This is a genomic window from Streptomyces dioscori (genome assembly GCF_003024195.1).
Classification (GTDB): Bacteria; Actinomycetota; Actinomycetes; order Streptomycetales; family Streptomycetaceae; genus Streptomyces; species Streptomyces dioscori.
On the sequence record NZ_KZ679056.1, the window covers coordinates 198,158 to 222,296 of the forward strand.

Consider the following 24,139-nt stretch of genomic DNA (forward strand, 5'->3'; position numbering starts at 1 on the left):
CAATCATGAAACAGTGCACGCACGCCGACGCGCTGCCGCAGCCGGAACCCGCGCCGCTGAGCGACACCTGCCTCGAATGCCTGGCGGCGGGCTCGCACCCGGTACAGCTACGGCTGTGCCTGGACTGCGGTCACGTGGGCTGCTGCGACTCTTCGCCGATGCGGCACGCCACAGAGCATTTCAAAGAGACGGGGCATCCGATCATGCGGACCTTCGAGCCCGGCGAGAGCTGGCGCTGGTGCTTCGTCGACCACGTGCTGGTGTGACGTGGGTTCCGGACGGTTCGATGCTCTGACGTCTGGGTACGTCAATCCGGCGCGCCCTCTTCCCAATTGGGCCCGCAGACCCCTAGCCACTGTGCGTATACATAGGTTTACTATGAGTGACAGCAAGGGGTTGGGGTCCCGGGGACAGGAAACCTGAGAGCGCGATAGCGTCACCGCTGAAACACGTAGCGCGTTACCCCGGGGGGCGACCCTCGGCCCCCGAAAGAGCTTGTACCACCTTGGAGGTGAGGGTGTCCCAGATCGCAGGCGAGCCCGCGACCCAGGACTTCGTGGAAGTCCGGCTGCCGGCTGCGGGTGCCTACCTGTCGGTGCTGCGTACGGCCACGGCCGGCCTCGCGGCGCGCTTGGACTTCACCCTCGACGAGATCGAGGATTTGCGTATCGCCGTGGACGAGGCGTGCGCGATCCTTCTGCAACAGGCGGTGCCGGGCTCCGTGCTCAGCTGTGTCTTCCGCCTGATCGACGACTCGCTTGAGGTGACTGTCTCGGCCCCGACCACCGACGGCCACGCCCCCGCGCGGGACACCTTTGCCTGGACCGTGCTGTCGGCCCTCGCAGGCAAGGTGTCCTCCTCGGTGGCCGATGACAAAACCGTTTCGATCAGCCTCTACAAACAGCGCGGCGCGGGACCCGGGCCGGCGTGAGGAACGGGGACGGGCCGGTGCGGGACGAAGAGCGCGGCACACGGGAACTGTCCGCCGGGGGCGAAGGCGACCCGGGCGGGCCCCGGCGTCTGGCGGAAGGCGTCGACGGCATCCCCGAGCAGCAGGCCCGGCCGCACCCGGAGGACGGCAGTTCCCCGGCGGCCGGGACGGCTCGGGGAGAGCCGGTCGACCAGGACGAGCGCGAGGCGCTTTCCGGCAGTGACGGGCGACAGGATCCAGACGTTGCCGCGCAGTGGGGGTCCCCCCGGACGGAGTCTGGGGGGACGTCCTTGGAAGGGCGGCGGCGGGTGACGGGCGGGATCATGAGCGAGCAGCACGAACACGAGCGGAACGCCGACAACGGCGCGTCGGGATCACACCACGACCCCCACAACAGGAGCGGGGCGCGGGCCAAGTTCATCGAGCTGCGTGAACTGGACGGCACCAGCGCGGAGTACGCGGAGCTGCGCAATCAGCTGGTCCGTATGCATCTGCCGCTCGTGGAGCACCTCGCCCGCCGTTTCCGCAACCGCGGCGAGCCGCTGGACGACCTCACGCAGGTCGCGACCATCGGGCTGATCAAGTCGGTCGACCGGTTCGACCCGGAGCGCGGCGTCGAGTTCTCGACGTACGCGACCCCCACGGTCGTCGGTGAGATCAAGCGGCACTTCAGGGACAAGGGCTGGGCGGTACGGGTTCCGCGCCGGCTGCAGGAGCTGCGGCTGGCGCTGACCACGGCGACCGCGGAACTCTCGCAGCAGCACGGCCGCTCCCCAACCGTGCACGAGCTGGCCGAGAAACTGGGCATCTCGGAGGAGGAGGTCCTGGAGGGCCTGGAGTCGGCCAACGCCTACTCCACGCTGTCCCTGGACGTCCCCGACACGGACGACGAGTCCCCGGCCGTCGCGGACACGCTGGGCTCCGAGGACGAGGCCCTGGAGGGCGTCGAGTACCGGGAGTCCCTCAAGCCGCTCCTGGAGGACCTGCCCCCGCGCGAGAAGCGCATTCTGCTGCTGCGTTTCTTCGCGAACATGACCCAGTCGCAGATCGCCCAGGAGGTCGGCATCTCCCAGATGCACGTCTCCCGGCTGCTGGCCCGGACCCTGGCCCAGCTCCGCGAGAAGCTGCTGGTGGAGGAGTAGGCGGCACGTCACACGGCTCGCGCCCCGTCAGGGGCGCGGCGGACCACCGTTCGCTCTACTCCCTCGCCGCGCCGGGCCCGGTGATTCCCAGGGCCCGCGTCGTCTCCGGGTTCAGGATCAGTACGAGCGTCGCGACCGCCACCACCGCCAGGGCGATCCCCCCGGGGATCGCGAGACTGTCGGCCTGGAGCAGGTTGTACGCGACGGGCAGCGCCATGATCTGCGTGATGATCGTGGGCCCCCGGCTCCAACTGCGTCGCAGCAGCAGCCCCCGAGCGGCCAGCAGGGGCAGCAGGGCGAGCGCGATCAGCGTCACACCCCCGGTGACCGCCTGGCTCCGGTCGTCCGGATGGCCGGTGAGGCCCATCACCAGCAGGTAGACACCCCCGGCGACGAGGGCGACCCCCTCCAGCGCGACGAGCGCGGCGGCCATGGTCAGCCGTCCGGGGCGGGGTTCGGCGCCGACGTTTTCCGGGGTGGGATTCTGCTCAGGACTCACCCCTGCAGGGTAGCCCTCGCCCGCCGGCCGCCCACGGCCGCCGTGTGCCCCCGGGCGTTCGGGGGCGCGTCCAGCAGGGCACCCGGCGAGCCGTCCCGCTCTCACCTGATCCTCACCTCGGTATGGGACGAGTACCGCGCGGTAGGTACGCTGCATCGCATGCGTGCACTTCTTGTGGTCAATCCGGCAGCTACCACCACCAGCGCACGCACGCGTGACGTCCTGATCCACGCGCTGGCGAGCGAGATGAAACTCGAAGCGGTCACCACCGAGTACCGCGGTCACGCGAGAGACCTCGGCAGGCAGGCCGCGGAGAGCAAGGACATAGAACTGGTCGTGGCCCTCGGCGGCGACGGCACGGTCAACGAGGTCGTGAACGGTCTGCTGCACAGCGGCCCCGACCCCGACCGGCTGCCCGGCCTCGCCGTCGTCCCCGGCGGCTCCACCAATGTCTTCGCCCGCGCCCTGGGCCTGCCCAACGACGCCGTCGAGGCGACGGGCGCCCTGCTGGACGCCCTGCGCGAGGGCCGGGAGCGCACGGTGGGCCTCGGCCTCGCCGCGGGCACACCGGGCAGCGAGGACGAGGGTGTCCCCTCCCGCTGGTTCACCTTCAACGCGGGACTCGGCTTCGACGCCGGCGTGGTCGGCCGGGTCGAACAGCACCGCGAACGCGGCAAACGCTCCACGCACTCGCTCTATCTGCGTCAGGCGATGCGCCAGTTCTTCGGTGAGACCCATCGACGCCGCGGCACGATCACGCTGGAGCGGCCGGGCAGCGACCCGGTGACCGATCTGGTGCTGTCGATAGTCTGCAACACCTCCCCGTGGACGTATCTGGGTAATCGCCCGGTGTACGCGTCACCTAAGGCCTCGTTCGATACCGGGCTCGACGTACTCGGTCTCAGCCGGATGTCGACGACCGCGGTTGCCCGGTATGGCACCCAGTTGCTCACTTCGTCCCCCGAGCGCGGCCCCCATGGCAAGCACGCGGTGTCCCTGCACGATCTGACGGACTTCACCTTGCATTCGAAGGTCCCACTCCCCCTCCAGATGGACGGCGACCACCTTGGACTGCGTACGAGCGTCGCGTTCACAGGCGTTCGCCGTGCACTGCGTGTGATTGTGTGAGCGGAACGGGCTAAAGTCCTTCCACTCGAACGTTTAGGCCAGGATCCACCCCATGGAAGTACGGCTGTGACCTAGTCGACACCGAGGAATCAAAAAAAACTTTCCGGTAGGGGTTGTATCCGCCGCTGAGGTTTGCGAGTCTCTACGTGGCGCTCGGGACGGGCCGCAACATCGCCCCCACAGAGCGCCGGAACCCCTCCTCACTTCAAAGGACCACACCAGTCCGTCTGGTAGTCGGCCCTTCACTTGTTGAGGGATTCGTGAAAGCGTTCACATTCACAAGCAACGTGCATGTAATACCAAGGAGAGGTAGCAGCCATGGACTGGCGTCACAACGCCGTTTGCCGCGAGGAAGACCCCGAGCTCTTCTTCCCCATCGGCAACACCGGTCCTGCGCTGCTGCAGATCGAGGAAGCCAAGGCCGTTTGCCGTCGCTGCCCCGTCATGGAGCAGTGTCTGCAGTGGGCGCTTGAGTCCGGCCAGGACTCCGGCGTCTGGGGTGGTCTCAGCGAGGACGAGCGCCGCGCAATGAAGCGCCGCGCCGCCCGCAACCGGGCCCGTCAGGCTTCCGCCTGACAACCCACCCCGCAACAGCCTGAGCTTGGCGGCGCGTACAGCGTGTACGCATCTCCCGCCCCCGAGCCGCAGCGCGCAGTACCCCCGATGCGCAATCGAATGACACTTTGAGCCCCGGACCACTCAGTGGTCCGGGGCTCATCGCTGTGCTCACCGCACCCGCACCGCGCCCTCATCGCCTGCTCATCGCGCGCTCATTCCGGTGAAGGTTACGCAGCGTGTTCGTGAAGTAGTGGTGCGGAAGGTGCCAGTGGTACGGGAGGGGCTGGCGGGAGGGGTCGGCGGGAGGCTCGGGCTACTTCGGGGTTCGTACCGGAAGGTCCAGGACGACCTGGGTGCCGCGCTCCGGGGCCGGGACCATGTCGAAGGTGCCGCCCAGCTCGCCCTCCACGAGGGTCCGTACGATCTGCAGGCCGAGATTGCCGGAGCGGTGCGGGTCGAAGCCCTCGGGCAGACCCACCCCGTCGTCTTGGACCGTGACCAGCAGGCGGTTCTCCTTCGAGGTGCCGCCGCGGACCGCGGACACCTCGACCGTGCCCCGCTCGCCCTCACGGAAGCCGTGCTCCAGTGCGTTCTGCAGGATCTCGGTGAGGACCATGGAGAGCGGGGTCGCGACCTCGGCGTCGAGTATGCCGAAGCGGCCCGTGCGCCGGCCGACGACCTTGCCCGGCGAGATCTCGGCGACCATGGCGAGCACCCGGTCGGCGATCTCGTCGAACTCCACACGCTCGTCCAGATTCTGGGACAGCGTCTCGTGCACGATGGCGATGGAGCCGACCCGGCGCACCGCCTCTTCGAGGGCTTCACGGCCCCGGTCGGACTCGATACGGCGGGCCTGGAGGCGCAGCAGGGCCGCGACCGTCTGGAGGTTGTTCTTCACCCGGTGGTGGATCTCCCGGATGGTCGCGTCCTTGGTGATCAACTCGCGCTCGCGGCGGCGCAGTTCGGTCACATCGCGCAGCAGGACCAGGGAACCGACGCGCGTGCCCTTCGGTTTCAGCGGGATCGCGCGCAACTGGATCACGCCGTCGTTGCTCTCGATCTCGAACTCGCGGGGCGCCCAGCCGCTGGCGACCTTCTCCAGCGCCTCGTCCACGGGCCCCCGGGATGGCGCGAGTTCGGCGGTGGTCTGGCCGAGGTGATGGCCGACCAGGTCGGCGGCGAGACCGAGCCGGTGGTACGCCGACAGCGCGTTCGGTGACGCGTACTGGACGACGCCGTCCGCGTCCACCCGGATCAGGCCGTCACCCACGCGCGGCGAGGCGTCCATGTCGACCTGCTGGTTCGGGAACGGGAAGGAGCCCGCCGCGATCATCTGGGCGAGGTCGGACGCGCTCTGCAGATAGGTCAGTTCGAGCCGGGAGGGCGTGCGGACCGTGAGCAGGTTGGTGTTGCGGGCGATGACCCCGAGGACGCGGCCCTCCCTTCGTACGGGGATGGACTCCACCCGTACGGGGACCTCCTCGCGCCATTCCGGGTCGCCCTCGCGCACGATCCGGCCCTCGTCCAGGGCCGCGTCCAGCATGGGACGCCGGCCGCGCGGGACGAGGTGGCCGACCATGTCGTCCTGGTACGAGGTGGGGCCGGTGTTGGGCCTCATCTGGGCGACCGAGACATAGCGGGTGCCGTCGCGGGTCGGGACCCACAGGACGAGGTCGGCGAAGGAGAGGTCGGAGAGCAGCTGCCACTCCGAGACCAGCAGATGCAGCCACTCAAGGTCGGAGTCACCGAGTGCGGTGTGCTGGCGTACGAGGTCGTTCATGGAGGGCACATGTGCGAGCGTACCCGTCAGGTACGACAAGACCCGAAATCAGCCACCCGTAAGGGTCCCGGAGACACCCGCGGGCCGCGGCGCCTGAGAGGGACCCTCAACCCTCCCGGCACCGCAGCCCGGAGCAACATCGGCCGCGGGGTGTGCGGTCCCGATCGGCCGAGGATGAGGACCCGGTGCAGTCAGGGCAGAGAGCGCCGGCTCCTCGATCCGCCTTCCTGTGCGGGGAAGGCGGAGGCTTGGTCATTCAGCTGCGCATGTGGGCTTTGCCTATGATTCTGGACTAGACCACTACGGCTGTCCATGCGTTGTCGGATGTTTGTTGTTGTCCACTAATCCAACAACTCACGTCCTACCTGCACCACGCAGCCTAACCCCGGCCGGTTCACGGGCGGGGCCGGATGCGCATGGCGAGTTGCGCCGGCGCCTCCAGCCTCTACGCGGCCTTCGGCGATTCCCGGTCGCACAGAGAGCCGTCCGCGAAGACGCGACTGAAGAGGAGCGCTCTGCTAGATTGGTCTATACCACATACGCAGGTGAGTTCCCCCTTCAGAACGGCAGGCCCAACGTGGAAGTTGTCATCGTTTCGGACGCCAAGGCGGGTGGCGAGCTCATTGCCGGAGCCATGGCGGAGCTGCTCCGGCGCAAGCCCGACGCCCTGCTCGGGGTGGCCACCGGTTCGACGCCGCTGCCCATCTACCAGGCGCTGGCGGCGACGGTCGACGCCGGCGGCGTGGACGTCTCGCGGGCGCGGGTCGCGCAGCTCGACGAGTACGTGGGGCTGCCGGCCGAGCACCCCGAGTCGTACCGGTCCGTGCTGCGGCGCGAGGTGCTGGAGCCGCTGGGGCTCGACCTGGACGCGTTCATGGGGCCCGACGGGACCGCGGAGGATGTGCGGGCCGCGTGCGAGGCGTACGACCGGGCGCTCGCCGAGGCGGGCGGGGTCGACCTCCAGCTGCTCGGGATCGGGACCGACGGGCACATCGGGTTCAACGAACCGTGCTCCTCACTCGCCTCCCGTACGCGGATCAAGACGCTGACCGAGCAGACACGGGTGGACAACGCGCGGTTCTTCGAGGGCGACATCGAGCAGGTGCCGCATCACGTGATCACGCAGGGGATCGGGACGATCCTGGAGGCGCGGCATCTCGTGCTGCTGGCCACGGGTGAGGGCAAGGCCGACGCGGTGGCGGCGACCGTGGAGGGGCCTGTGGCTGCGGTGTGTCCGGCCTCGGCGCTCCAACTGCATCCGCATGCGACGGTTGTGGTGGATGAGGGTGCCGCGTCCAAGCTGAAGTTGGCGGAATACTTCCGGCATACCTACTCCAACAAGCCGGCTTGGCAGGGCATCTAGGCCCGTAAGGGGCGCGGGGTGCTGTGTGGCCGGCCACGGGCTTTTAGGGGCGCGGGGAACTGCGCGGCCAGCCTCGACGTTCCTGTAGCCGACGACGCACCTGCGGTAGCCGGGCGGATACGAAGGGTCCGGGTTCCCCCGTGGTGAACCCGGACCCTTCTTGTGCCCTGCGGGCGATGGTGCGTTGTCGGATGCGGGTTCGATGTGGCTGGCCGCGCAGTTCCCCGCGCCCCTTAAAAGGCCCGTTGCCGGGTGCGGGAGCGTAGTGGCTGGGCGCGCCGTTCCCCGCGCCCCTACAAGCGGCCGTTGCGGCTCAGGGCGTTGTGAGAGATTCCGCTGCTGCCAGGCCGCAGACTCGGGCCGCTCCGTGTGTGGCGATGTGCAGGGTGCCTCGGGGTGGGGCCTGGGGGACGCCCATTTCGATCACGATCGTGTCCGGGCGGGACGCGATCAGGGTGTCGAGGGCCTTTGCCATCCAGGCGTGGCGGTGGGCGTCGCGGACCACGGCGACCACGCGGCGCGACCCGGCGGCCGCGAGTACCTCCGCCCCAGCCCCCTCCCCCGTGAAACTGCCGGTCTCCGTGTCCGGCAGCACGCGTCGCAGTTCGGCGGCGACGCCCCAGGGGGTCTCGTCCCCGACGGCGATGTTCGCGACGGGGGTGAGAGCGGCGACGTACGGGGCCTCGGTGAGGGGTGTGCAGTCGCTGCCGCGGGTGACCGTCAGCGCCCGGCGGGCCGCCACCAGCCCGATGTCGGGGGCTGCGGTGGTCAGGGGCGCGGGCGTGTTCTTGGCCGACGTCGTCCAGGAGGCCAGGGCGCGGACCCGGGCCGCCGCGTCCGCCAGGCGTTCCTCGGGGAGTTCGCCCGTGCGGACCGCCGTGACCAGCGCGTCCCGCAGTCGCAGGACCGTCGCTTCGTCGGCGAGTCCGCCGCCCACGCAGATCGCGTCGGCGCCCGCGGCGATCGCGAGGACGCTGCCCCGCTCGATGCCGTAGGTCGCGGAGATGGCCTGCATCTCCATGCCGTCGGTGACGATCAGCCCGTCGAAGCCGAGTTCCTCGCGCAGCAGTCCGGTGAGGACGCGGCGGGAGAGGGTCGCGGGACGGTCCGGGTCGAGGGCCGGTACCAGGATGTGCGCGCTCATCACGGCCCGGGAGCCGGCGGCGATCGCCGCGCGGAAGGGGGCCAGCTCGCGCGAGTGGAGCACCGACAGGTCGGCGTCGATGCGCGGCAGCGCGTGGTGGGAGTCGACGGCCGTGTCGCCGTGGCCGGGGAAGTGCTTGGTGCAGGCGGCGACCCCGGCGGACTGCAGCCCGGAGACGTACGCGGCGGTGTGCCGGGCCACCAGCGCGGTGTCGGCGCCGAAGGAGCGTACGCCGATGACGGGGTTGGCGGGGTTGGAGTTGATGTCCGCGGACGGGGCCCAGTTGAGGTTGACCCCGCAGTCGGCCAGCCGGCGGCCCAGCTCGCGGGCGACGGCCTCGGTCAGTGCCACGTCGTCGACCGCGCCGAGCGCGTGGTTGCCGGGGAACGACGATCCCGTACGCACCTCAAGGCGCGTGACGTCACCGCCTTCCTCGTCGATGGCGACCAGGACGTCGTCGCGTTCCGCGCGCAGTTGGGCGGTGAGGGCGGCGAGCTGGTCGGGAGAGGCGATGTTGCGGCCGAAGAGGCCGACGGAGGTGAGTCCCTCGCCGAGCCGCCGGAGCAGCCAGGAGGGTGCGGAGGTCCCGGTGAAGCCGGGCTGCAGGACGGCGAGGGCGTCACGGGTCAGCGTGCCGGTGCCGGAGGCAATGGTGGTCATCGGGTGGCGTTATCCCTTCACGGCGCCGGAGGTGAGTCCGCTGACGGCCTTGCGCTGGAGGTAGACGAACAGCAGCAGGATCGGGATGGCGAAGAGCGATGCCGCGGCCATGGTGGCCCCCCAGTCGTCGCCGAACGTCGTCTCGAAGCTGGAGAGCCACAGCGGGAGCGTCTGCTTCTCGGCGTCCTTGTTGAGGATCAGGACCAGCGGGAACTCGTTCCACGCCGTGATGAAGCCGAAGAGCGAGGTCGCCATGAGACCCGGGGCGAGCAGCGGGAAGATGACCTTCACGAAGGCCTGCCTGCGGGTGCAGCCGTCCACCATGGCCGACTCCTCCAGCTCCTTCGGCACGGCGGCGACGTATCCCCGCAGTGTCAGGATCGTGAAGGGCAGCACCATGATCATGTAGAAGGCCGTGAGCGGTATGAGGCTGTTCAGGAGGTCCGCGTCGCGCACGATCATGTAGATCGCGATGACCATGACCTCCCAGGGGGCCATCTGCGCGATCATGAAGGTCAGCAGGAAGTGGCGGCGGCCCTTGAACCGCATCCGGGCCAGCGCGAAGGACGCGAGCAGCCCGATGACGAGGGAGAAGACCACCGCGAGGACGGTCACCGTCAGGGAGTTGCCGACGAGCGTCCAGAAGTGGTCGGCGTCGAGCGCCTTCTGGAAGTGGTCGAACGTGATGTCCGTCGGGACGAAGACCGGGGTGTCCGCGATGATGTCGCCGGTCGGCTTCAGCGCCGTCGCGAACATCCAGTAGACGGGGAACGTGAAGACCACGAAGAGGACGAGGGCCGTCGCGTTGGGCCACAGCCGGGCCATCAGGGAGCGCTTCACAGCTCGTCCTCCTCTTGCTTGAGAACGGTACGCAGGTAGTAGGCCGTCAGGGCGAGCAGGATGAGGATCGTCAGGAACGAGATCGCCGCTCCCATCCCGTAGTGCTGGTTGCCCGGCCCTTCGACGAACGCGTAGATCGGCAGGGTCTCGGTGAGCCGGTCCGGGCCGCCCTTGTTCATCGCGAAGATCTGCGGGAACGCCTTGAAGATCCAGATGACTTCGAGGAAGGTCGTCGCCCACAGGAACGGCCGGATGAACGGGAAGGTCACGGAGGTGAAGCTCTTCCAGGTGCCGGCGCCGTCGATGGAGGCGGCCTCGTACAGCTCTTTGGGGATGGTCGTCGTGGCGGCGTACAGGTTGATCGCCACGAAGGGGATCGACTGCCAGACGATCAGCAGGGTGATCACGGAGAAGGTGGAGAGCTGGGTGCCGAACCAGTTGTAGTCGGCCATCGACGTCCAGCCGGCCTTGGCCAGCAGCCAGTTGACGACGCCGAAGCGCTGGGCGAACAGCCACTGGTAGACCGTGGTCGCGGCGATCACCGGCATCGCCCAGGCCAGCACCACGCCGAGCAGCAGGACCAGCCGCATACGCTTGCCCAGCCGGGCGAGGAGCAGGCCGACGAGCGTGCCGAACACCATGGTGAGGACGACGTTCACGGCGGTGAAGACGACCGTGCGCTGGACGACCTTCCAGAAGTCCGCGCTGCTCAGGACGTCCGTGTAGTTGTCGAACCCTCTCCACTCGGTGAGGTGGAGGATCAGCTGGCGCGGATTGAGGTTCTGGAACGACAGCATGCCGTTCTTGATCAGCGGCCAGCCCAGCAGGATCACCGTGGCGAGCAGGGCGGGCAGCAGAAGCGCGTACGGGGCGGACGCGCCCCCGCGGCTTCCGGCCGGGCGCCCGCCCTTGCCCTTGCGTATGCCTGTGTCGTCGGGCGGGGGTACGTCGGTCTTACGGACACCGGGCGCGGCGGCCGTGCCTGTGTCCGTGCGGTCGGTCTGCACTGACATGCTCGCCATCTCTTCCACCATCGGGGTTCGCAGTTGAATGCGCCGGCGTGCCGGGGACGGAGGGAACCGTCCCCGGCACGGGGGTGATCAGCTGCTCTGCGCGAGCCGCTTGTTGATCTCCGCCTCGACCTGCTTGGCGGCTGCGGCGGGCGACTTCCCCTTCAGGACCGCGGTCATGTAGGCCTTGATCGGGTTGGGGTCGTTCTCCACGGCGGCCCACTCGGGGATCAGCGGCGTGGTACCACCGCCGGCCGCGGCCGGAGCGGCGGCCTCGGCGGCGCCGTTGCCCGCGAGGTGGATCTGCAGCGCCTCCTTGTTCGGGATGACGCCGTTCTCCTTGGCGAGCGCGCCCTCGAACTTGTCGGACAGGGCGAGCTTCAGGAACTCCTTGGCGAGCTCCTGCTTCTTGCTGCCCGCGGCGACCGCGAAGTTGGAACCGCCGAGGAAGACACCCTCGGGCGAGTCGGCCGTCTCACCGGGGATGGTGAAGTAGCCGATGTCCTTCTCTATCTTCTTGTTGGCCGCGATGGCCGTGCCGGCCTCCCAGCCCATGCCGATGAAGGCGCCGACGTTGCCCTTGGCGAAGACCTCGGCCTGCTGCGGGGTCGCCTCGTCCTTGTCCTTGGGGGCCTTGGAGTAGGACTGGTACTCCTTGTAGATCTCCATGGCCTTGCCGACCTTCGGGTCCGCGAGGTTGGAGACGTACTTGTCGCCTTCCTTCTTCACCAGGTCGGCGCCCTGGCCGATCGTCAGGCCGTCGAAGAAGTACCAGTTCTGGCCGGGCAGGTAGATCGGCTCGGCGTCGGTCTTCTTGTCGATGGTCTTCAGGGCGTCGAAGAACTCGGCGCGCGTCTTGGGGGCGTCCGTGATGCCGGCGTCGGCCCAGACCTTCTTGTTGTAGATGACGACGCGGTTGGCGAAGTACCAGGGGGCGGCGTACTGCTTGCCGTCGAAGACCGAGGACTCGTTGAGGGCCTTCGTCCAGTCGCCGCCGATCTCCTCCTTGAGGTCACTCAGGTCGGCGAGACCGCCGGTGGCCGCGTAGGCGGGCGTCTGGGTGTTGCCGACCTCAAGGACGTCCGGCGGGTTGTCCTCGGAGAGCGAGGTGGTGATCTTCTGCTGGATGCCGTTCCACTGCTGCGTCTCGAACTTCAGCTTGGCCTTCGTCTTCTTCTCGAAGGCGGCCGTGAGGTCCTTGGTCCAGCCCTCCGGCGTGGAGCCGTCCATGGCCCAGACGGTCAGGGTCTGGCCCTTGTAGCCGTCGGCCCCCGCCTTGCCGCCGTCGTCACCGTCGTCGCCGCCACAGGCAGCGATCGACATCAACATGCCCGCGACACCGACGGCCGCGATGAGCTTGCGATTCACGTCATCCTCCTCAGGGATGCCAGCAACCCCCCTGCCCACCGCGTGACTTACGACGAGTACTGCCCGTGGGGCTGGGACCTGGTCCTCAATGGTTTAGACCAGTACGGGGAGCTTGGACTAGACCTAGAGAGGTGTCAAGGGTGAAAAAGCCGCTCCAGACCGTCCGTTACGCGACCTACATATGCAGGGACCTTTCACTACACGGGTGACAGATCGGACGGGCGCCCACGCAGGTCGCGACAGCCCCTCCGGGCCGCCCCGCGCACACTATGGACTAGACCAAAAGGGACCCCGACGGTATATAGAGGAGATCACGCAGCGTGCGGGAGGACACTCGCACGGTTGGGCGTGCCACGATGTGAGCCGTGGCCGGCGCGTACGTCGGCCGCATCGGCACTCGAAGCCGGGAAGGCAGAGTATGAGCACCGACGTCAGCAGTGCGGAGAACGAGGGTGGCGCCCCCATCCGTACCGCGCGCGTGCCCAAGTACTACCGCCTGAAGAAGCATCTGCTCGACATCACGGACACGCTGCCGCCCGGTACGCCGGTACCTCCCGAGCGCACGCTCGCGGCCGAGTTCGACACCTCGCGCACGACCGTGCGTCAGGCGCTCCAGGAGCTGGTCGTCGAAGGGCGGCTCGAACGCATCCAGGGCAAGGGCACGTTCGTCGCGAAGCCGAAGGTGTCACAGGCGCTGCAACTCACCTCCTATACGGAGGACATGCGGGCGCAGGGGCTCGAACCGACCTCGCAGCTGCTGGACATCGGGTACATCACCGCCGACGACACGCTCGCCGAGCTGCTCGACATCAGTGCCGGGGGGCGGGTGCTGCGGATCGAGCGGCTGCGGCTCGCCAGCGGGGAGCCGATGGCGATCGAGACGACGCATCTGTCCGCGAAGCGGTTTCCCGCGTTGCGGCGGTCGCTGGTCAAGTACACGTCTCTGTACACGGCGTTGGCCGAGGTGTACGACGTGCGTCTGGCGGAGGCGGAGGAGACGATCGAGACGTCGCTGGCCACTCCCCGGGAGGCGGGGTTGCTCGGTACGGATGTGGGGTTGCCGATGCTGATGCTGTCGCGGCACTCGATCGATCAGGATCAGCAGCCGGTGGAGTGGGTGCGGTCCGTTTATCGGGGGGATCGGTACAAGTTCGTTGCGCGGTTGAAGAGGCCTACGGACTGAAGAGGGGCGGGGTGGGGCGGGGTGGGCTGGGGTGCGTTGTCGGGTGCGGGTGCGTTGTGGCTGGTCGCGCAGTTCCCCGCGCCCCTAAAGGCAAAGGACTGCGCCGTTCCCCGCGCGCCTAAAGACAAAAGACTGCGCCGTTCCCCGCGCCCCTGAGGGGGTTGCTCCAAGCTCCGCTGGACAGCGGTTAGTTGGGCTGGTGGGGGTTGGGTGATGTACGTGGTGTAGCGCTGAGGGGGATCCTGTTCTACCGTCCTCCCGTCACTCATGGACGGGAGGACGACCCGTGCGCACCGACAGCCCCCGCAAGGCACGTCCCCGCAACATCGTCATCTGGACCCTCGTCGCGCTGATCGCCGCGGCCGGCTGGTCCGTGCTCGCTCTCTCGCGGGGCGAGGAGGTCTCGGCCGCCTGGATGGTGGCCGCCGCCCTCGGCTCGTACGCCATCGCCTATCGCTTCTACGCGAAGTTCATCGCGTACAAGGTGCTGAGGGTCGACAAGAACCGGGCCACCCCGGCCGAGCGGCTCAACAACGGCATCGACTTCCATCCCACCGACCGGCGCGTGCTCCTCGGTCACCACTTCGCGGCGATCGCGGGCGCCGGTCCGCTGGTGGGGCCGGTGCTGGCCGCGCAGATGGGGTATCTGCCCGGCACCATCTGGATCATCGTCGGCGTGATCTTCGCGGGCGCGGTCCAGGACATGGTCGTACTGTTCTTCTCCACCCGGCGCGACGGCAGGTCGCTGGGGCAGATGGCGCGCGAGGAGATCGGCCCGTTCGGCGGCGCGGCGGCCCTGATCGCCGCCTTCGCCATCATGATCATCCTGCTCGGGGTGCTCGCGCTGGTCGTCGTCAACGCGCTCGCCCAGTCCCCGTGGGGCACCTTCTCCATCGCGATGACGGTCCCGATCGCCCTGCTGATGGGCTTCTACCTGCGGGTCCTGCGGCCCGGCCGGGTCGCCGAGGTGTCGCTGATCGGTGTGGCGCTGCTGCTGTTCGCGCTGGTCGCGGGCCGCTGGGTCGCCGAGTCGTCCTGGGCCGACACGTTCACGCTCGCCCCCTCGACCCTGGTCATCTGGCTGGTGGCGTACGGGTTCATCGCGTCGATCCTGCCCGTGTGGATGCTCCTCGCGCCCCGCGACTACCTCTCCACGTTCATGAAGATCGGCACGATCGGGCTGCTCGCGGTCGGGGTCGTCGTCTCGCTGCCGACGCTGAGGATGGACCCGGTGACGGACTTCGCCTCGCGGGGCGACGGGCCGGTCTTCGCGGGCGCTCTCTTCCCGTTCGTCTTCATCACCATCGCCTGCGGGGCGCTCTCCGGCTTCCACTCCCTGATCTCCTCCGGCACCACGCCGAAGATGATCCAGAAGGAGACGCAGGTCCGGATGATCGGTTACGGCTCCATGCTCATGGAGTCGTCCGTGGCGGTGATGGCGCTGATCGCGGCGTCCGTCATCGACCCGGGCCTGTACTTCGCGATGAACGCGCCGGCCGGTGTCATCGGCGACACGGTCCAGAACGCCTCCCAGGTGGTGGGCAGTTGGGGCTACCAGATCTCCCCCAAGGAGCTGGCCGACGCGGCGAAGGACGTCGAGGAGGCGTCCCTGCTGTCGCGGACCGGTGGCGCGCCCACCCTCGCGGTCGGCGTCTCGGAGATCTTCTCCAAGGTCACCGGGGACGGTCTGCGCGCGTTCTGGTACCACTTCGCGATCATGTTCGAGGCGCTGTTCATCCTGACCGCGCTCGACGCGGGCACCCGGGTGGGCCGCTTCATGCTCCAGGACACGCTGGGCAATCTCTACAAACCCTTCAAGGATGTGAGCTGGAAGCCCGGTCTGATCATCACGAGCGGCATCGTCTGCGGACTGTGGGGCTACTTCCTGTGGGTCGGCGTCCATGAACCGCTCGGCGGGATCAACCAGCTCTTCCCGATCTTCGGCATCTCCAACCAGCTGCTCGCCGCGGTCGCCCTGGCCGTCTGCACGACCCTGCTGGTGAAGTCCGGGCGCCTCAAATGGGCCTGGATCACCGGGATCCCGCTCGTCTGGGACGCCACGGTCACGCTCACCGCGAGCTGGCAGAAGGTCTTCTCCAGCGATCCGCGCGTCGGCTTCTTCAAGCAGCGCTCGATCTACCAGGACGGCATCGACCGGGGCGAGCTCGTCGCACCCGCGAAGAGCATGGACGACATGCACACGATCGTCACGAACTCCACGGTCGACGGTGTCCTCACCGCGGTGCTCGCCCTGCTCATCGTCGTGGTGATCGCGGACGCGACGAGGGTGTGCATCCGGCACGTACGCCGTCCCGCGCTCTCCACACTCAGCGAGGCGCCCTACGTCGAGTCCCAGATCGTCGCTCCGGCCGGGCTGATCCCGACCAAGGAGGAGAAGGAGGAGGTACGCGATGCGGTCGGCGCTGAACCACGCGGTTAGGGCGGCCAGGGGCGTGCGTTGGTACGTACGGGAGCTGACCGACGAGTCCGCGTACGACCGGTACGTGGCGCATCTGCGCGCGGAGCGGGCCGACGCGGACGTGCCCTCGCGGCGGGAGTTCGAGCGGATGCGCACGGACCGTCAGGAGGCGGATCCGCGGCAGGGCTTCCGCTGCTGCTGACGCCGTGCGGTGTGGGTGCGAGTGGGTGCGCGGTCGCCGGACGACACGGTGCATCCGTTATGCGGACGGGGGTTCCATAAAGCGGAACCGTCCCTTAGATTTCCTGCGCGTTGCACAGGTGATCAGTGAGGGGACGGAGCCGCCGTATGTCGGAAACACCGGATGTGCCAAGAGCGCCCGAAGGGGAACCACCGGTGGTGACACCGGTCCGTGTGGTGATCGCCGTCTGCCTGATCGCGCCGTTCGTGGCGATGCTCTGGGTGGGGTCGTACGCGAAGGTCGACCCGACCTTCATCGGCATCCCGTTCTTCTACTGGTACCAGATGCTGTGGGTGCTCATCTCGACCGCGCTCACGATGACGGCGTTCACGCTGTGGAACCGTGAGCAGCGCGCCCGCAAGGCCGCCCGCCAGTCGCAGAACGGGGGCGCGTCCGCATGAAGGACGGCGTGAACGGCGTGGCACTCGCCGTCTTCATCTTCTTCTTCGTGGCCGTCACGGTCATGGGCTTCCTTGCCTCGCGCTGGCGCCGGGCCGACGGCGAGCAGACGCTCGACGAATGGGGCCTGGGCGGACGGTCGTTCGGCACCTGGGTGACCTGGTTCCTGCTCGGCGGCGACCTCTACACGGCGTATACGTTCGTGGCGGTCCCGGCGGCGATCTACGCGGCGGGCGCCGCCGGCTTCTTCGCCGTCCCGTACACGATCCTCGTCTATCCGCTGATCTTCACCTTCCTGCCGCGCCTGTGGTCGGTCTCGCACAAACACGGGTACGTGACGACGTCCGACTTCGTGCGCGGACGGTTCGGCTCGAAGGGACTGTCGCTCGCGGTCGCCGTCACCGGCATCCTCGCGACGATGCCGTACATCGCGCTGCAGCTGGTCGGCATCCAGGCCGTCCTCGACGTGATGGGCGTCGGCGGCGGCGAGGACACCAACTGGTTCGTCAAGGACCTGCCGCTGCTCATCGCCTTCGGCGTGCTGGCCGCGTACACGTACTCGTCCGGGCTGCGCGCGCCCGCCCTGATCGCGTTCGTCAAGGACACGCTGATCTACATCGTCATCGCGGTCGCGATCATCTACATCCCGATCAAGCTGGGCGGCTTCGACGAGATCTTCGCCAAGGCGGGCGAGGCGTACAACCAGACCAACCCGGCGACCGGCGCGCCACGCGGCTCCCTGGTACCGGGCGAGGCGGGCCAGTGGACGTACGCGACGCTCGCGCTCGGCTCGGCACTGGCCCTCTTCATGTACCCGCACTCGATCACGGCGACGCTCTCCTCGCGCAGCCGCGAGGTGATCCGGCGCAACACCACGATCCTGCCGCTGTACTCGCTGATGCTGGGCCTGCTCGCGCTGCTCGGCTTCATGGCGATCGCGGCCGGGATCAAGGTCGACAACGGGCAGCTGGCGATCCCGCAGCTCTTCGAGACCATGTTCCCGGACTGGTTCGCGGGCGTCGCCTTCGCGGCGATCGGCATCGGCGCGCTCGTGCCGGCCGCCATCATGTCCATCGCGGCGGCGAACCTCTTCACCCGCAACATCTACAAGGACTTCATCAAACCCGACGCGACACCCGCCCAGGAGACCAAGGTCTCCAAGCTGGTCTCGCTGCTCGTGAAGGTCGGCGCGCTCGTCTTCGTCCTGACCATGGACAAGACCGTCGCCATCAACTTCCAGCTCCTCGGCGGCATCTGGATCCTGCAGACCTTCCCGGCGCTCGTCGGCGGACTGTTCACCCGCTGGTTCCACCGGTGGGCGCTGCTCGCGGGATGGGCGGTCGGGATGCTGTACGGGACGGTCGCCGCGTACGGGGTGGCCTCGCCGACGCAGAAGCACTTCGGCGGGTCCTCGAAGGAGATTCCCGGGATCGGGGAGATCGGGTACATCGGGCTCACCGCGTTCGTGCTGAACCTGGTGGTGACGGTGGTGCTCACGTTCGTCCTTCGGGCGGTCAAGGCGCCGGACGGGGTCGACGAGACCTCTGCCGAGGACTACACGGCTGACGCCGGCGACAAGGGAGTCCAGGTGGACCTGCCGCCGGCGACGGCGGGGGCCGGGCACTAGGGGTTTTTCGCCCCCGCCGCCCCTACCCTTCCCGTCACTGACTCGGGGGCGCTGCCCCCGAACCCCCGGTCCTCAAACGCCGGACGGGCTGGATTTCCAGCCCGTCCGGCGTTTGAGGACAAAGGGGGCGAGGGGGCGCAGCCCCCCTGCGTGGACGGGAACGGGTAAGGGCGGCGGGGGCGGATAATCTGGGCCCGTGACCCCGCGCGCACCCATCGTCCTCGACAGTGACCCCGGCATCGACGACGCCGTAGCCCTCCAGTACCTGCTCGGTACCGGCCTGTGGGACCTGAAGGCCTACACCTCCGTGGGCGGCAACCTCCCCGCCGAGCAGACCTACCTCAACGCCCGCGCCCTCGCGCGGGCGATGCGCATCGACACCGACGTCCCCGTCCACCGCGGCGCGGGCCGCCCCCTCACCCGCCTCCCGTACCGTGTCGCCGCCGACTTCCACGGCCCCGCGGGGCTGGGCGACGAGAAGCTGCCCGACTCGACGGCCGCGCACCCGGCGGAGTCGTCCGCGCAGACGCTGCTGCGGCTCTCCCGGGAGTACGAGGGCGAGCTGACGGTGTGCGCGACGGGCCCCCTCACCAATGTGGCGATCGCGCTCCTGGAGGACCCCGGCTTCGCCCGGCGCGTGAAGAAGTTCGTGTTCATGGGCGGCGCGGCCCGCGTGCCCGGGAACATCACGCCGGTCGCCGAGTTCAACATGTGGGCCGACCCGGACGCCGCCGAGCTGGTCCTGTCGTCCGGCATCCCGTTCACCATGGTCGATCTGGACGCCTCGCACCGCTGGCTGTTCAGGCCCGCCGACCTCGCGGCCCTGGAGGCGGCGGGCCCGGGCACCGCGCTCGCCGCCCGGCTGCTGCGGGTCTACATGGAGGCGTACCGCGGCAGCGGCGGGGACGGCACCTGTCCGCTGCACGATCCGCTCGCCGTGGGCGTGTGCGCGGACGAGTCGTTCGTGACGCTCGCGGAGGGGGCGGTCATCGTCGAGTCGGCCGCCGAACTCACGCGCGGCCAGACCGTGTTCGTGCCCTCGGCCGCCGGGCGGATCTACTACCCGGAGTCGCCCGCGCTGACCGCGCGGGCCCGTCTCACCGGCCGGGTAGCCCTCGGCGCGGGCCCACGCGACTTCACGAAGGACTTCGTCACGACCCTGCAGTTGTGGCCGACCGTGGGCTGAGACGCCCCGAGCCACCGGCACACTGCACACTGCACAGCATGGACATCGTGATCAGACGGGCGGAGCCCGGGGAGTACACCGCGCTGGGTGAGATCACCGCGCGGGCCTATCTCGGGGACGGGCTGCTCGACTTCGGGGAGAGCGACGCCTACCTCGGTGAACTGCGGGACGTGGCGAGGCGCGCCGCCGCCGCCGACGTGCTGGTGGCCGTGGAGGGCACCGGGGCGGGGGCCCGGAGCCGACTGCTCGGCGGGGTGACCTTCGTGCCGTCCGGCGGGCCCATGGCCGACATCGCGCGGGCGGGCGAGGCCGAGCTGCGGATGCTGGCGGTCGCGAAGGAGGCCCGCGGCCGGGGTGTGGGGACCCTGCTCGTGCGCGCCTGCGTCGACCGGGCCCGCGCCACGGCCGGCTGCGGAACCGTTGTGCTGTCCACCCAGCGCACCATGCACAGCGCCCACCGCGTCTACGAGCGCCTCGGCTTCACCCGTACCCCCGTCCGCGACTGGAACCCCGTGCCGCACCTGGACGACGTCGTGCTCCTCACCTACGAGTTGACGCTCTGACACGCTCCGCTACACCGTCCGGAGCCGACACGACACAACATGTGGGGGTGCTTCCGGAGCCCGACACAAGATGTATGCTCATGCTCGCTGTCGTCGCAGGGGAATCCGGTGCGAATCCGGAACTGTCCCGCAACGGTGTACTTGTACGTGATATACCCGCATGCCCAGATGTCTGATGCCTGATGTCTGACATCAGATGTCCGCATGCCCGCCTGTCGCGTACGGGAGTCAGTCCGAGGACCTGCCGACAGCGCGCCCAGACCGACCGGTCCGGGTGCATGACGTCCGGGCCTCGTGGAGTGGGCCGGTGGACGCGGCGTACCGCTGCCCAGGGCGCGTACCCCCGTGTGCCCCGAACCCTCTCGCCGAGGCCCCCGTGCCGAGCGAGGGAGAGCCCCACGTGACCATCGCGCCAGCCGATCCGGTCTCCGCGACAGCGACCCGGGACCAGCAGGACAGGGCCGAGGCCGACGGACCGGGAACCGCGTTGCTGCGGATCCTGACCGACTTCACCGCCGACCTCCCCGGTGCCGACCCCGGCCGGGTCGCCGCCGCCGCGCTGCGCGGCCGGTCCGCCGCCGCGGACACGGCGGAGCTGCGTGAGCTGGCCACGGAGTCGGCCGCCGGTCTCATCTCCGAGGACCCGGTCTACTCGAAGCTGGCCGCCCGGCTGCTGACCGTCACCATCGCCGCGGAGGCCGCCTCGCAGGGCGTGCGCTCCTTCTCGGAGTCGGTCGCCGTCGGCCACCGCGAGGGTCTGATCGCCGACCGCACGGCCGCGTTCGTAGGCCTTCACGCGGCCCGGCTCGACACACTGATCGATCTCGCGGGCGACGACCGCTTCGGCTACTTCGGGCTGCGCACGCTGCACAGCCGGTACCTGCTGCGGCACCCGATCACGCGGTCCGTCATCGAGACGCCGCAGCACTTCATGCTGCGCGTGGCGAGCGGGCTGGCCGAGGACGACACGGCCAGGTCGGTCGACGAAGTCGCCTCGCTGTACCGGCTGATGAGCCGCCTCGACTACCTGCCCTCCTCCCCCACGCTCTTCAACTCCGGTACGCGCCACCCGCAGATGTCGTCCTGCTACCTCCTCGACTCCCCGCTGGACGAGCTGGACTCCATCTACGACCGCTACCACCAGGTGGCCCGCCTCTCGAAGCACGCGGGCGGCATCGGGCTCTCGTACTCGCGGATCCGTTCGCGCGGTTCGCTGATCCGCGGCACGAACGGGCACTCGAACGGCATCGTCCCGTTCCTGAAGACCCTCGACGCCTCGGTCGCCGCGGTGAACCAGGGCGGCCGGCGCAAGGGCGCCGCCGCGGTCTACCTGGAGACCTGGCACTCCGACATCGAGGAGTTCCTGGAGCTGCGCGACAACACCGGCGAGGACGCCCGGCGTACGCACAACCTGAACCTTGCGCATTGGATCCCGGACGAGTTCATGCGCCGGGTGAACGAGGACCGCGACTGGTCGCTGTTCTCCCCCTCGGACGTGCCCGAGCTGGTCGACCTGTGGGGCGCCGACTTCGAGGCCGCGTACCGCAGGGCGGAGGCCGCCGGGCTCGCCAAGAAGACCATTCCGGCCCGTGATCTGTACGGCCGCATGATGCGTACCCTCGCGCAGACCGGCAACGGCTGGATGACCTTCAAGGACGCCGCCAACCGCACCGCCAACCAGACGGCGCTGCCCGGCCACACGGTCCACTCCTCCAACCTGTGCACCGAGATCCTGGAGGTCACGGACGACGGGGAGACCGCGGTCTGCAACCTCGGCTCGGTCAACCTCGGTTCCTTCGTGGACGCGGACGCGCAGGACATCGACTGGGAGCGGCTGGACGAGACCGTCCGTACCGCCGTCACCTTCCTCGACCGGGTCGTCGACATCAACTTCTACCCGACCGAGCAGGCGGGCCGTTCCAACGCCAAGTGGCGTCCGGTGGGCCTCGGCGCGATGGGGCTGCAGGACGTCTTCTTCAAGCTGCGGCTGCCGTTCGACTCGCCGCAGGCGCGCGCCCTGTCCACCCGGATCGCCGAGCGGATCATGCTCGCCTCGTACGAGGCGTCCGCGGACCTCGCCGAGCGCAACGGCCCGCTGCCCGCCTGGGAGAAGACCCGTACGGCCCAGGGTGTGCTGCACCCGGACCACTACGACGTCGAGCTGAACTGGCCGGAGCGCTGGGCGGCCCTGCGGGAGCGGATCGCCGCGGTGGGCATGCGCAACTCGCTGCTGCTGGCCATCGCGCCGACCGCCACCATCGCGTCCATCGCGGGCGTGTACGAGTGCATCGAGCCGCAGGTCTCCAACCTGTTCAAGCGCGAGACGCTGTCCGGCGAGTTCCTCCAGGTCAACTCCTACCTGGTGGCCGAGCTGAAGAAGCTCGGCGTGTGGGACGCGCAGACCCGGGAGGCGCTGCGCGAGTCCAACGGCTCGGTGCAGGGCTTCACCTGGGTCCCCGCGGACGTGCGCGAGCTGTACCGCACGGCGTGGGAGATCCCGCAGCGCGGCCTCATCGACATGGCCGCCGCCCGGACGCCGTTCCTGGACCAGGCCCAGTCGCTGAACCTGTTCCTGGAGACGCCGACCATCGGCAAGCTCTCCTCGATGTACGCGTACGCCTGGAAGTCGGGGCTGAAGACGACGTACTACCTGCGCTCGCGCCCGGCGACCCGCATCGCCCGCGCCGCCCAGGCGCAGAGCGTGCCCGAGGCGCGGCCCGAGAAGACCATCCCCGTCCAGCAGGCCGCCGACCCCGACGCGGTCGCCTGCTCCCTTGAGAACCCCGAGTCCTGCGAGGCCTGCCAGTAATGACCACCGCACCTGACGCACCGGAGAAGGCCCAGCAGGCCGAGAGGACCGAGAAGGCCGAGAAGAACCTGCTCGACCCCGGCTTCGAGCTGACCCTGCGCCCCATGCGCTACCCGGACTTCTACGAGCGCTACCGGGACGCGATCAAGAACACCTGGACCGTCGAGGAGGTCGACCTCCACTCGGACGTCTCCGACCTCGCGAAGCTGTCACCGGGCGAGCAGCACATGATCGGCCGGCTGGTCGCGTTCTTCGCGACGGGCGACTCGATCGTGTCGAACAACCTGGTGCTGACGCTGTACAAGCACATCAACTCCCCGGAGGCGCGGCTGTATCTGAGCCGTCAGCTCTTCGAGGAGGCCGTGCACGTCCAGTTCTATCTGACGCTGCTCGACACCTATCTGCCCGATCCGGCGGACCGGGCGGCGGCCTTCGACGCCGTCGAGAACATCCCGTCCATCCGGGAGAAGGCCGAGTTCTGCTTCAAGTGGATGGACTCGGTGGAGAAGCTGGACCGGCTGGAGACGAAGGCCGACCGCCGCCGCTTCCTGCTGAACCTCATCTGCTTCGCCGCGTGCATCGAGGGCCTGTTCTTCTACGGGGCCTTCGCGTACGTCTACTGGTTCCGCAGCCGGGGCCTGCTGCACGGCCTGGCGACCGGCACCAACTGGGTGTTCCGCGACGAGACGATGCACATGAGCTTCGCCTTCGAGGTCGTGGACACCGTCCGCAAGGAGGAGCCGGAGCTCTTCGACGAGGAGCTCCGGCAGCAGGTGACCGACATGATGCGCGAGGCCGTCGAGGCCGAGCTGCAGTTCGGGCGCGACCTGTGCGGTGAGGGCCTGCCGGGTATGAACACCGAGTCGATGCGGCAGTACCTGGAGTGCGTCGCCGACCAGCGGCTGCAGCGCCTGGGCCTCGCCCCGGTGTACGGCTCCGAGAACCCCTTCTCCTTCATGGAGCTGCAGGGGGTTCAGGAGCTGACCAACTTCTTCGAGCGCCGGCCCTCGGCGTACCAGGTGGCGGTGGAGGGGACGGTCGACCTCGACGAGGACTTCTGATTCTCCGAGGGGCCCCGCTCGTTCGCGGGGCCCTGCTCGGCCTCCCTGAGCTGACGGTCGATGCGCCGGTCGCGCACGATGCCGAACACCGAAGGGAGGACGAGCAGGGCGAGGATTCCGAGGACGAAGAGCATTCCGATCAGGCCTTCCAGCTGTGTCGTATTCAGGGACACCACTGTCGCGCCGAATACTCCTTACCGTGAGTGGCAGGACTGCCGCACACCCTCG

At 68.9% G+C, this 24,139-nt stretch carries 22 protein-coding genes and 1 riboswitch; of the genes, 15 read left to right on the plus strand and 7 right to left on the minus strand.

The window, feature by feature from the left end:
- The first annotated feature begins 5 nt into the window (after nucleotides 1-5).
- The 3 genes from C6Y14_RS37590 to C6Y14_RS37600 all read left to right on the plus strand — a co-directional run bounded on the left by C6Y14_RS37590 (nucleotide 6) and on the right by C6Y14_RS37600 (nucleotide 2,073).
- On the plus strand, nucleotides 6-266 hold the full coding sequence (locus C6Y14_RS37590; protein ID WP_107021383.1) for a UBP-type zinc finger domain-containing protein: 261 nt from the start codon (nucleotides 6-8) through the stop codon (nucleotides 264-266).
- Between the two features lie 251 nt (nucleotides 267-517).
- Nucleotides 518-931 (plus strand): ATP-binding protein, encoded by a 414-nt coding sequence (locus C6Y14_RS37595; RefSeq protein WP_055512819.1) that lies wholly within the window; start codon nucleotides 518-520, stop codon nucleotides 929-931.
- Entirely contained in the window at nucleotides 928-2,073 is a 1,146-nt protein-coding gene (locus C6Y14_RS37600; RefSeq protein WP_107021384.1) for an RNA polymerase sigma factor SigF, read from the plus strand. The genes C6Y14_RS37595 and C6Y14_RS37600 overlap by 4 nt, the downstream gene beginning before the upstream one ends.
- Nucleotides 2,074-2,128: 55 nt before the next feature.
- On the opposite strand, the gene C6Y14_RS37605 is transcribed toward C6Y14_RS37600, so the two are convergent.
- Nucleotides 2,129-2,572 (minus strand): hypothetical protein, encoded by a 444-nt coding sequence (locus tag C6Y14_RS37605; RefSeq protein ID WP_107021385.1) that lies wholly within the window; start codon nucleotides 2,570-2,572, stop codon nucleotides 2,129-2,131.
- Between the two features lie 159 nt (nucleotides 2,573-2,731).
- Here C6Y14_RS37605 and C6Y14_RS37610 point away from each other — a divergent pair, with 159 nt between their 5' ends.
- Nucleotides 2,732-3,700, plus strand: a complete 969-nt coding sequence (locus C6Y14_RS37610) for a diacylglycerol/lipid kinase family protein (RefSeq protein ID WP_107021386.1) — start codon at nucleotides 2,732-2,734, stop codon at nucleotides 3,698-3,700.
- A 318-nt stretch (nucleotides 3,701-4,018) separates the two neighbouring features.
- Nucleotides 4,019-4,276 (plus strand): WhiB family transcriptional regulator, encoded by a 258-nt coding sequence (locus C6Y14_RS37615; protein ID WP_016639615.1) that lies wholly within the window; start codon nucleotides 4,019-4,021, stop codon nucleotides 4,274-4,276.
- Between the two features lie 295 nt (nucleotides 4,277-4,571).
- Here C6Y14_RS37615 and C6Y14_RS37620 read toward each other — a convergent pair whose 3' ends face one another.
- A complete protein-coding gene (locus C6Y14_RS37620) occupies nucleotides 4,572-6,047 on the minus strand; it encodes a sensor histidine kinase (protein WP_199855001.1) in 1,476 nt (491 codons plus the stop codon).
- Between the two features lie 568 nt (nucleotides 6,048-6,615).
- Here C6Y14_RS37620 and nagB point away from each other — a divergent pair.
- Nucleotides 6,616-7,401 carry a glucosamine-6-phosphate deaminase gene (gene nagB / locus C6Y14_RS37625; RefSeq protein WP_107021388.1) on the plus strand — a complete coding sequence of 262 codons (786 nt, stop codon included), beginning with the start codon at nucleotides 6,616-6,618 and terminating at the stop codon, nucleotides 7,399-7,401.
- 313 nt (nucleotides 7,402-7,714) lie between these two features.
- On the opposite strand, the gene C6Y14_RS37630 is transcribed toward nagB, so the two are convergent.
- The 4 genes from C6Y14_RS37630 to C6Y14_RS37645 all read right to left on the minus strand — a co-directional run bounded on the left by C6Y14_RS37630 (nucleotide 7,715) and on the right by C6Y14_RS37645 (nucleotide 12,423).
- A complete protein-coding gene (locus C6Y14_RS37630) occupies nucleotides 7,715-9,205 on the minus strand; it encodes a glycoside hydrolase family 3 protein (RefSeq protein ID WP_107021389.1) in 1,491 nt (496 codons plus the stop codon).
- A gap of 9 nt (nucleotides 9,206-9,214) precedes the next feature.
- Complete coding sequence (locus C6Y14_RS37635; protein WP_107021390.1) at nucleotides 9,215-10,045, minus strand: carbohydrate ABC transporter permease; 831 nt, start codon at nucleotides 10,043-10,045, stop codon at nucleotides 9,215-9,217.
- On the minus strand, nucleotides 10,042-11,058 hold the full coding sequence (locus tag C6Y14_RS37640; protein WP_107021433.1) for a carbohydrate ABC transporter permease: 1,017 nt from the start codon (nucleotides 11,056-11,058) through the stop codon (nucleotides 10,042-10,044). Before C6Y14_RS37640 ends, C6Y14_RS37635 begins: the two co-directional genes overlap by 4 nt.
- Before the next feature lie 87 nt (nucleotides 11,059-11,145).
- Nucleotides 11,146-12,423, minus strand: a complete 1,278-nt coding sequence (locus C6Y14_RS37645) for an extracellular solute-binding protein (RefSeq protein ID WP_107021391.1) — start codon at nucleotides 12,421-12,423, stop codon at nucleotides 11,146-11,148.
- 418 nt (nucleotides 12,424-12,841) lie between these two features.
- Here C6Y14_RS37645 and C6Y14_RS37650 point away from each other — a divergent pair, with 418 nt between their 5' ends.
- From C6Y14_RS37650 to C6Y14_RS37695, 9 genes are all read left to right on the plus strand, one after another.
- Nucleotides 12,842-13,606 carry a GntR family transcriptional regulator gene (locus C6Y14_RS37650; RefSeq protein ID WP_107021392.1) on the plus strand — a complete coding sequence of 255 codons (765 nt, stop codon included), beginning with the start codon at nucleotides 12,842-12,844 and terminating at the stop codon, nucleotides 13,604-13,606.
- Between the two features lie 286 nt (nucleotides 13,607-13,892).
- Entirely contained in the window at nucleotides 13,893-16,046 is a 2,154-nt protein-coding gene (locus C6Y14_RS37660; protein ID WP_107021394.1) for a carbon starvation CstA family protein, read from the plus strand.
- Nucleotides 16,018-16,227 carry a YbdD/YjiX family protein gene (locus C6Y14_RS37665; RefSeq protein WP_107021434.1) on the plus strand — a complete coding sequence of 70 codons (210 nt, stop codon included), beginning with the start codon at nucleotides 16,018-16,020 and terminating at the stop codon, nucleotides 16,225-16,227. The genes C6Y14_RS37660 and C6Y14_RS37665 overlap by 29 nt, the downstream gene beginning before the upstream one ends.
- A gap of 146 nt (nucleotides 16,228-16,373) precedes the next feature.
- Nucleotides 16,374-16,667 (plus strand): DUF3311 domain-containing protein, encoded by a 294-nt coding sequence (locus C6Y14_RS37670; protein ID WP_107021395.1) that lies wholly within the window; start codon nucleotides 16,374-16,376, stop codon nucleotides 16,665-16,667.
- Nucleotides 16,664-18,292 (plus strand): monocarboxylate uptake permease MctP, encoded by a 1,629-nt coding sequence (mctP, locus tag C6Y14_RS37675; RefSeq protein ID WP_107021396.1) that lies wholly within the window; start codon nucleotides 16,664-16,666, stop codon nucleotides 18,290-18,292. The genes C6Y14_RS37670 and mctP overlap by 4 nt, the downstream gene beginning before the upstream one ends.
- A gap of 196 nt (nucleotides 18,293-18,488) precedes the next feature.
- On the plus strand, nucleotides 18,489-19,478 hold the full coding sequence (locus tag C6Y14_RS37680) for a nucleoside hydrolase (RefSeq protein WP_107021397.1): 990 nt from the start codon (nucleotides 18,489-18,491) through the stop codon (nucleotides 19,476-19,478).
- 38 nt (nucleotides 19,479-19,516) lie between these two features.
- Nucleotides 19,517-20,041, plus strand: a complete 525-nt coding sequence (locus C6Y14_RS37685; RefSeq protein ID WP_107021435.1) for a GNAT family N-acetyltransferase — start codon at nucleotides 19,517-19,519, stop codon at nucleotides 20,039-20,041.
- A 74-nt stretch (nucleotides 20,042-20,115) separates the two neighbouring features.
- A riboswitch (cobalamin riboswitch) is annotated at nucleotides 20,116-20,304 on the plus strand.
- A gap of 137 nt (nucleotides 20,305-20,441) precedes the next feature.
- Nucleotides 20,442-22,850 carry a ribonucleoside-diphosphate reductase subunit alpha gene (locus tag C6Y14_RS37690; protein WP_107021398.1) on the plus strand — a complete coding sequence of 803 codons (2,409 nt, stop codon included), beginning with the start codon at nucleotides 20,442-20,444 and terminating at the stop codon, nucleotides 22,848-22,850.
- Entirely contained in the window at nucleotides 22,850-23,911 is a 1,062-nt protein-coding gene (locus C6Y14_RS37695) for a ribonucleotide-diphosphate reductase subunit beta (protein WP_107021399.1), read from the plus strand. The genes C6Y14_RS37690 and C6Y14_RS37695 overlap by 1 nt, the downstream gene beginning before the upstream one ends.
- On the opposite strand, the gene C6Y14_RS37700 is transcribed toward C6Y14_RS37695, so the two are convergent.
- Nucleotides 23,824-24,087, minus strand: coding sequence for a hypothetical protein (locus tag C6Y14_RS37700; RefSeq protein WP_107021400.1), 264 nt, complete (start codon nucleotides 24,085-24,087; stop codon nucleotides 23,824-23,826). The two genes, C6Y14_RS37695 and C6Y14_RS37700, sit on opposite strands and share 88 nt — an antisense overlap.
- Nucleotides 24,088-24,139: the final 52 nt, after the last annotated feature.

Bases quoted from the DNA above. Each gene is read 5' to 3' on its own strand.
- C6Y14_RS37650 (WP_107021392.1), top strand. From the start codon at position 12,842: ATGAGCACCGACGTCAGCAGTGCGGAGAACGAGGGTGGCGCCCCCATC.
- C6Y14_RS37685 (WP_107021435.1), top strand. From the start codon at position 19,517: ATGGACATCGTGATCAGACGGGCGGAGCCCGGGGAGTACACCGCGCTG.
- C6Y14_RS37615 (WP_016639615.1), top strand. From the start codon at position 4,019: ATGGACTGGCGTCACAACGCCGTTTGCCGCGAGGAAGACCCCGAGCTC.
- C6Y14_RS37695 (WP_107021399.1), top strand. From the start codon at position 22,850: ATGACCACCGCACCTGACGCACCGGAGAAGGCCCAGCAGGCCGAGAGG.
- C6Y14_RS37630 (WP_107021389.1), bottom strand. From the start codon at position 9,205: ATGACCACCATTGCCTCCGGCACCGGCACGCTGACCCGTGACGCCCTC.
- C6Y14_RS37640 (WP_107021433.1), bottom strand. From the start codon at position 11,058: ATGTCAGTGCAGACCGACCGCACGGACACAGGCACGGCCGCCGCGCCC.
- C6Y14_RS37670 (WP_107021395.1), top strand. From the start codon at position 16,374: ATGTCGGAAACACCGGATGTGCCAAGAGCGCCCGAAGGGGAACCACCG.
- mctP (WP_107021396.1), top strand. From the start codon at position 16,664: ATGAAGGACGGCGTGAACGGCGTGGCACTCGCCGTCTTCATCTTCTTC.
- C6Y14_RS37610 (WP_107021386.1), top strand. From the start codon at position 2,732: ATGCGTGCACTTCTTGTGGTCAATCCGGCAGCTACCACCACCAGCGCA.
- C6Y14_RS37665 (WP_107021434.1), top strand. From the start codon at position 16,018: ATGCGGTCGGCGCTGAACCACGCGGTTAGGGCGGCCAGGGGCGTGCGT.
- C6Y14_RS37590 (WP_107021383.1), top strand. From the start codon at position 6: ATGAAACAGTGCACGCACGCCGACGCGCTGCCGCAGCCGGAACCCGCG.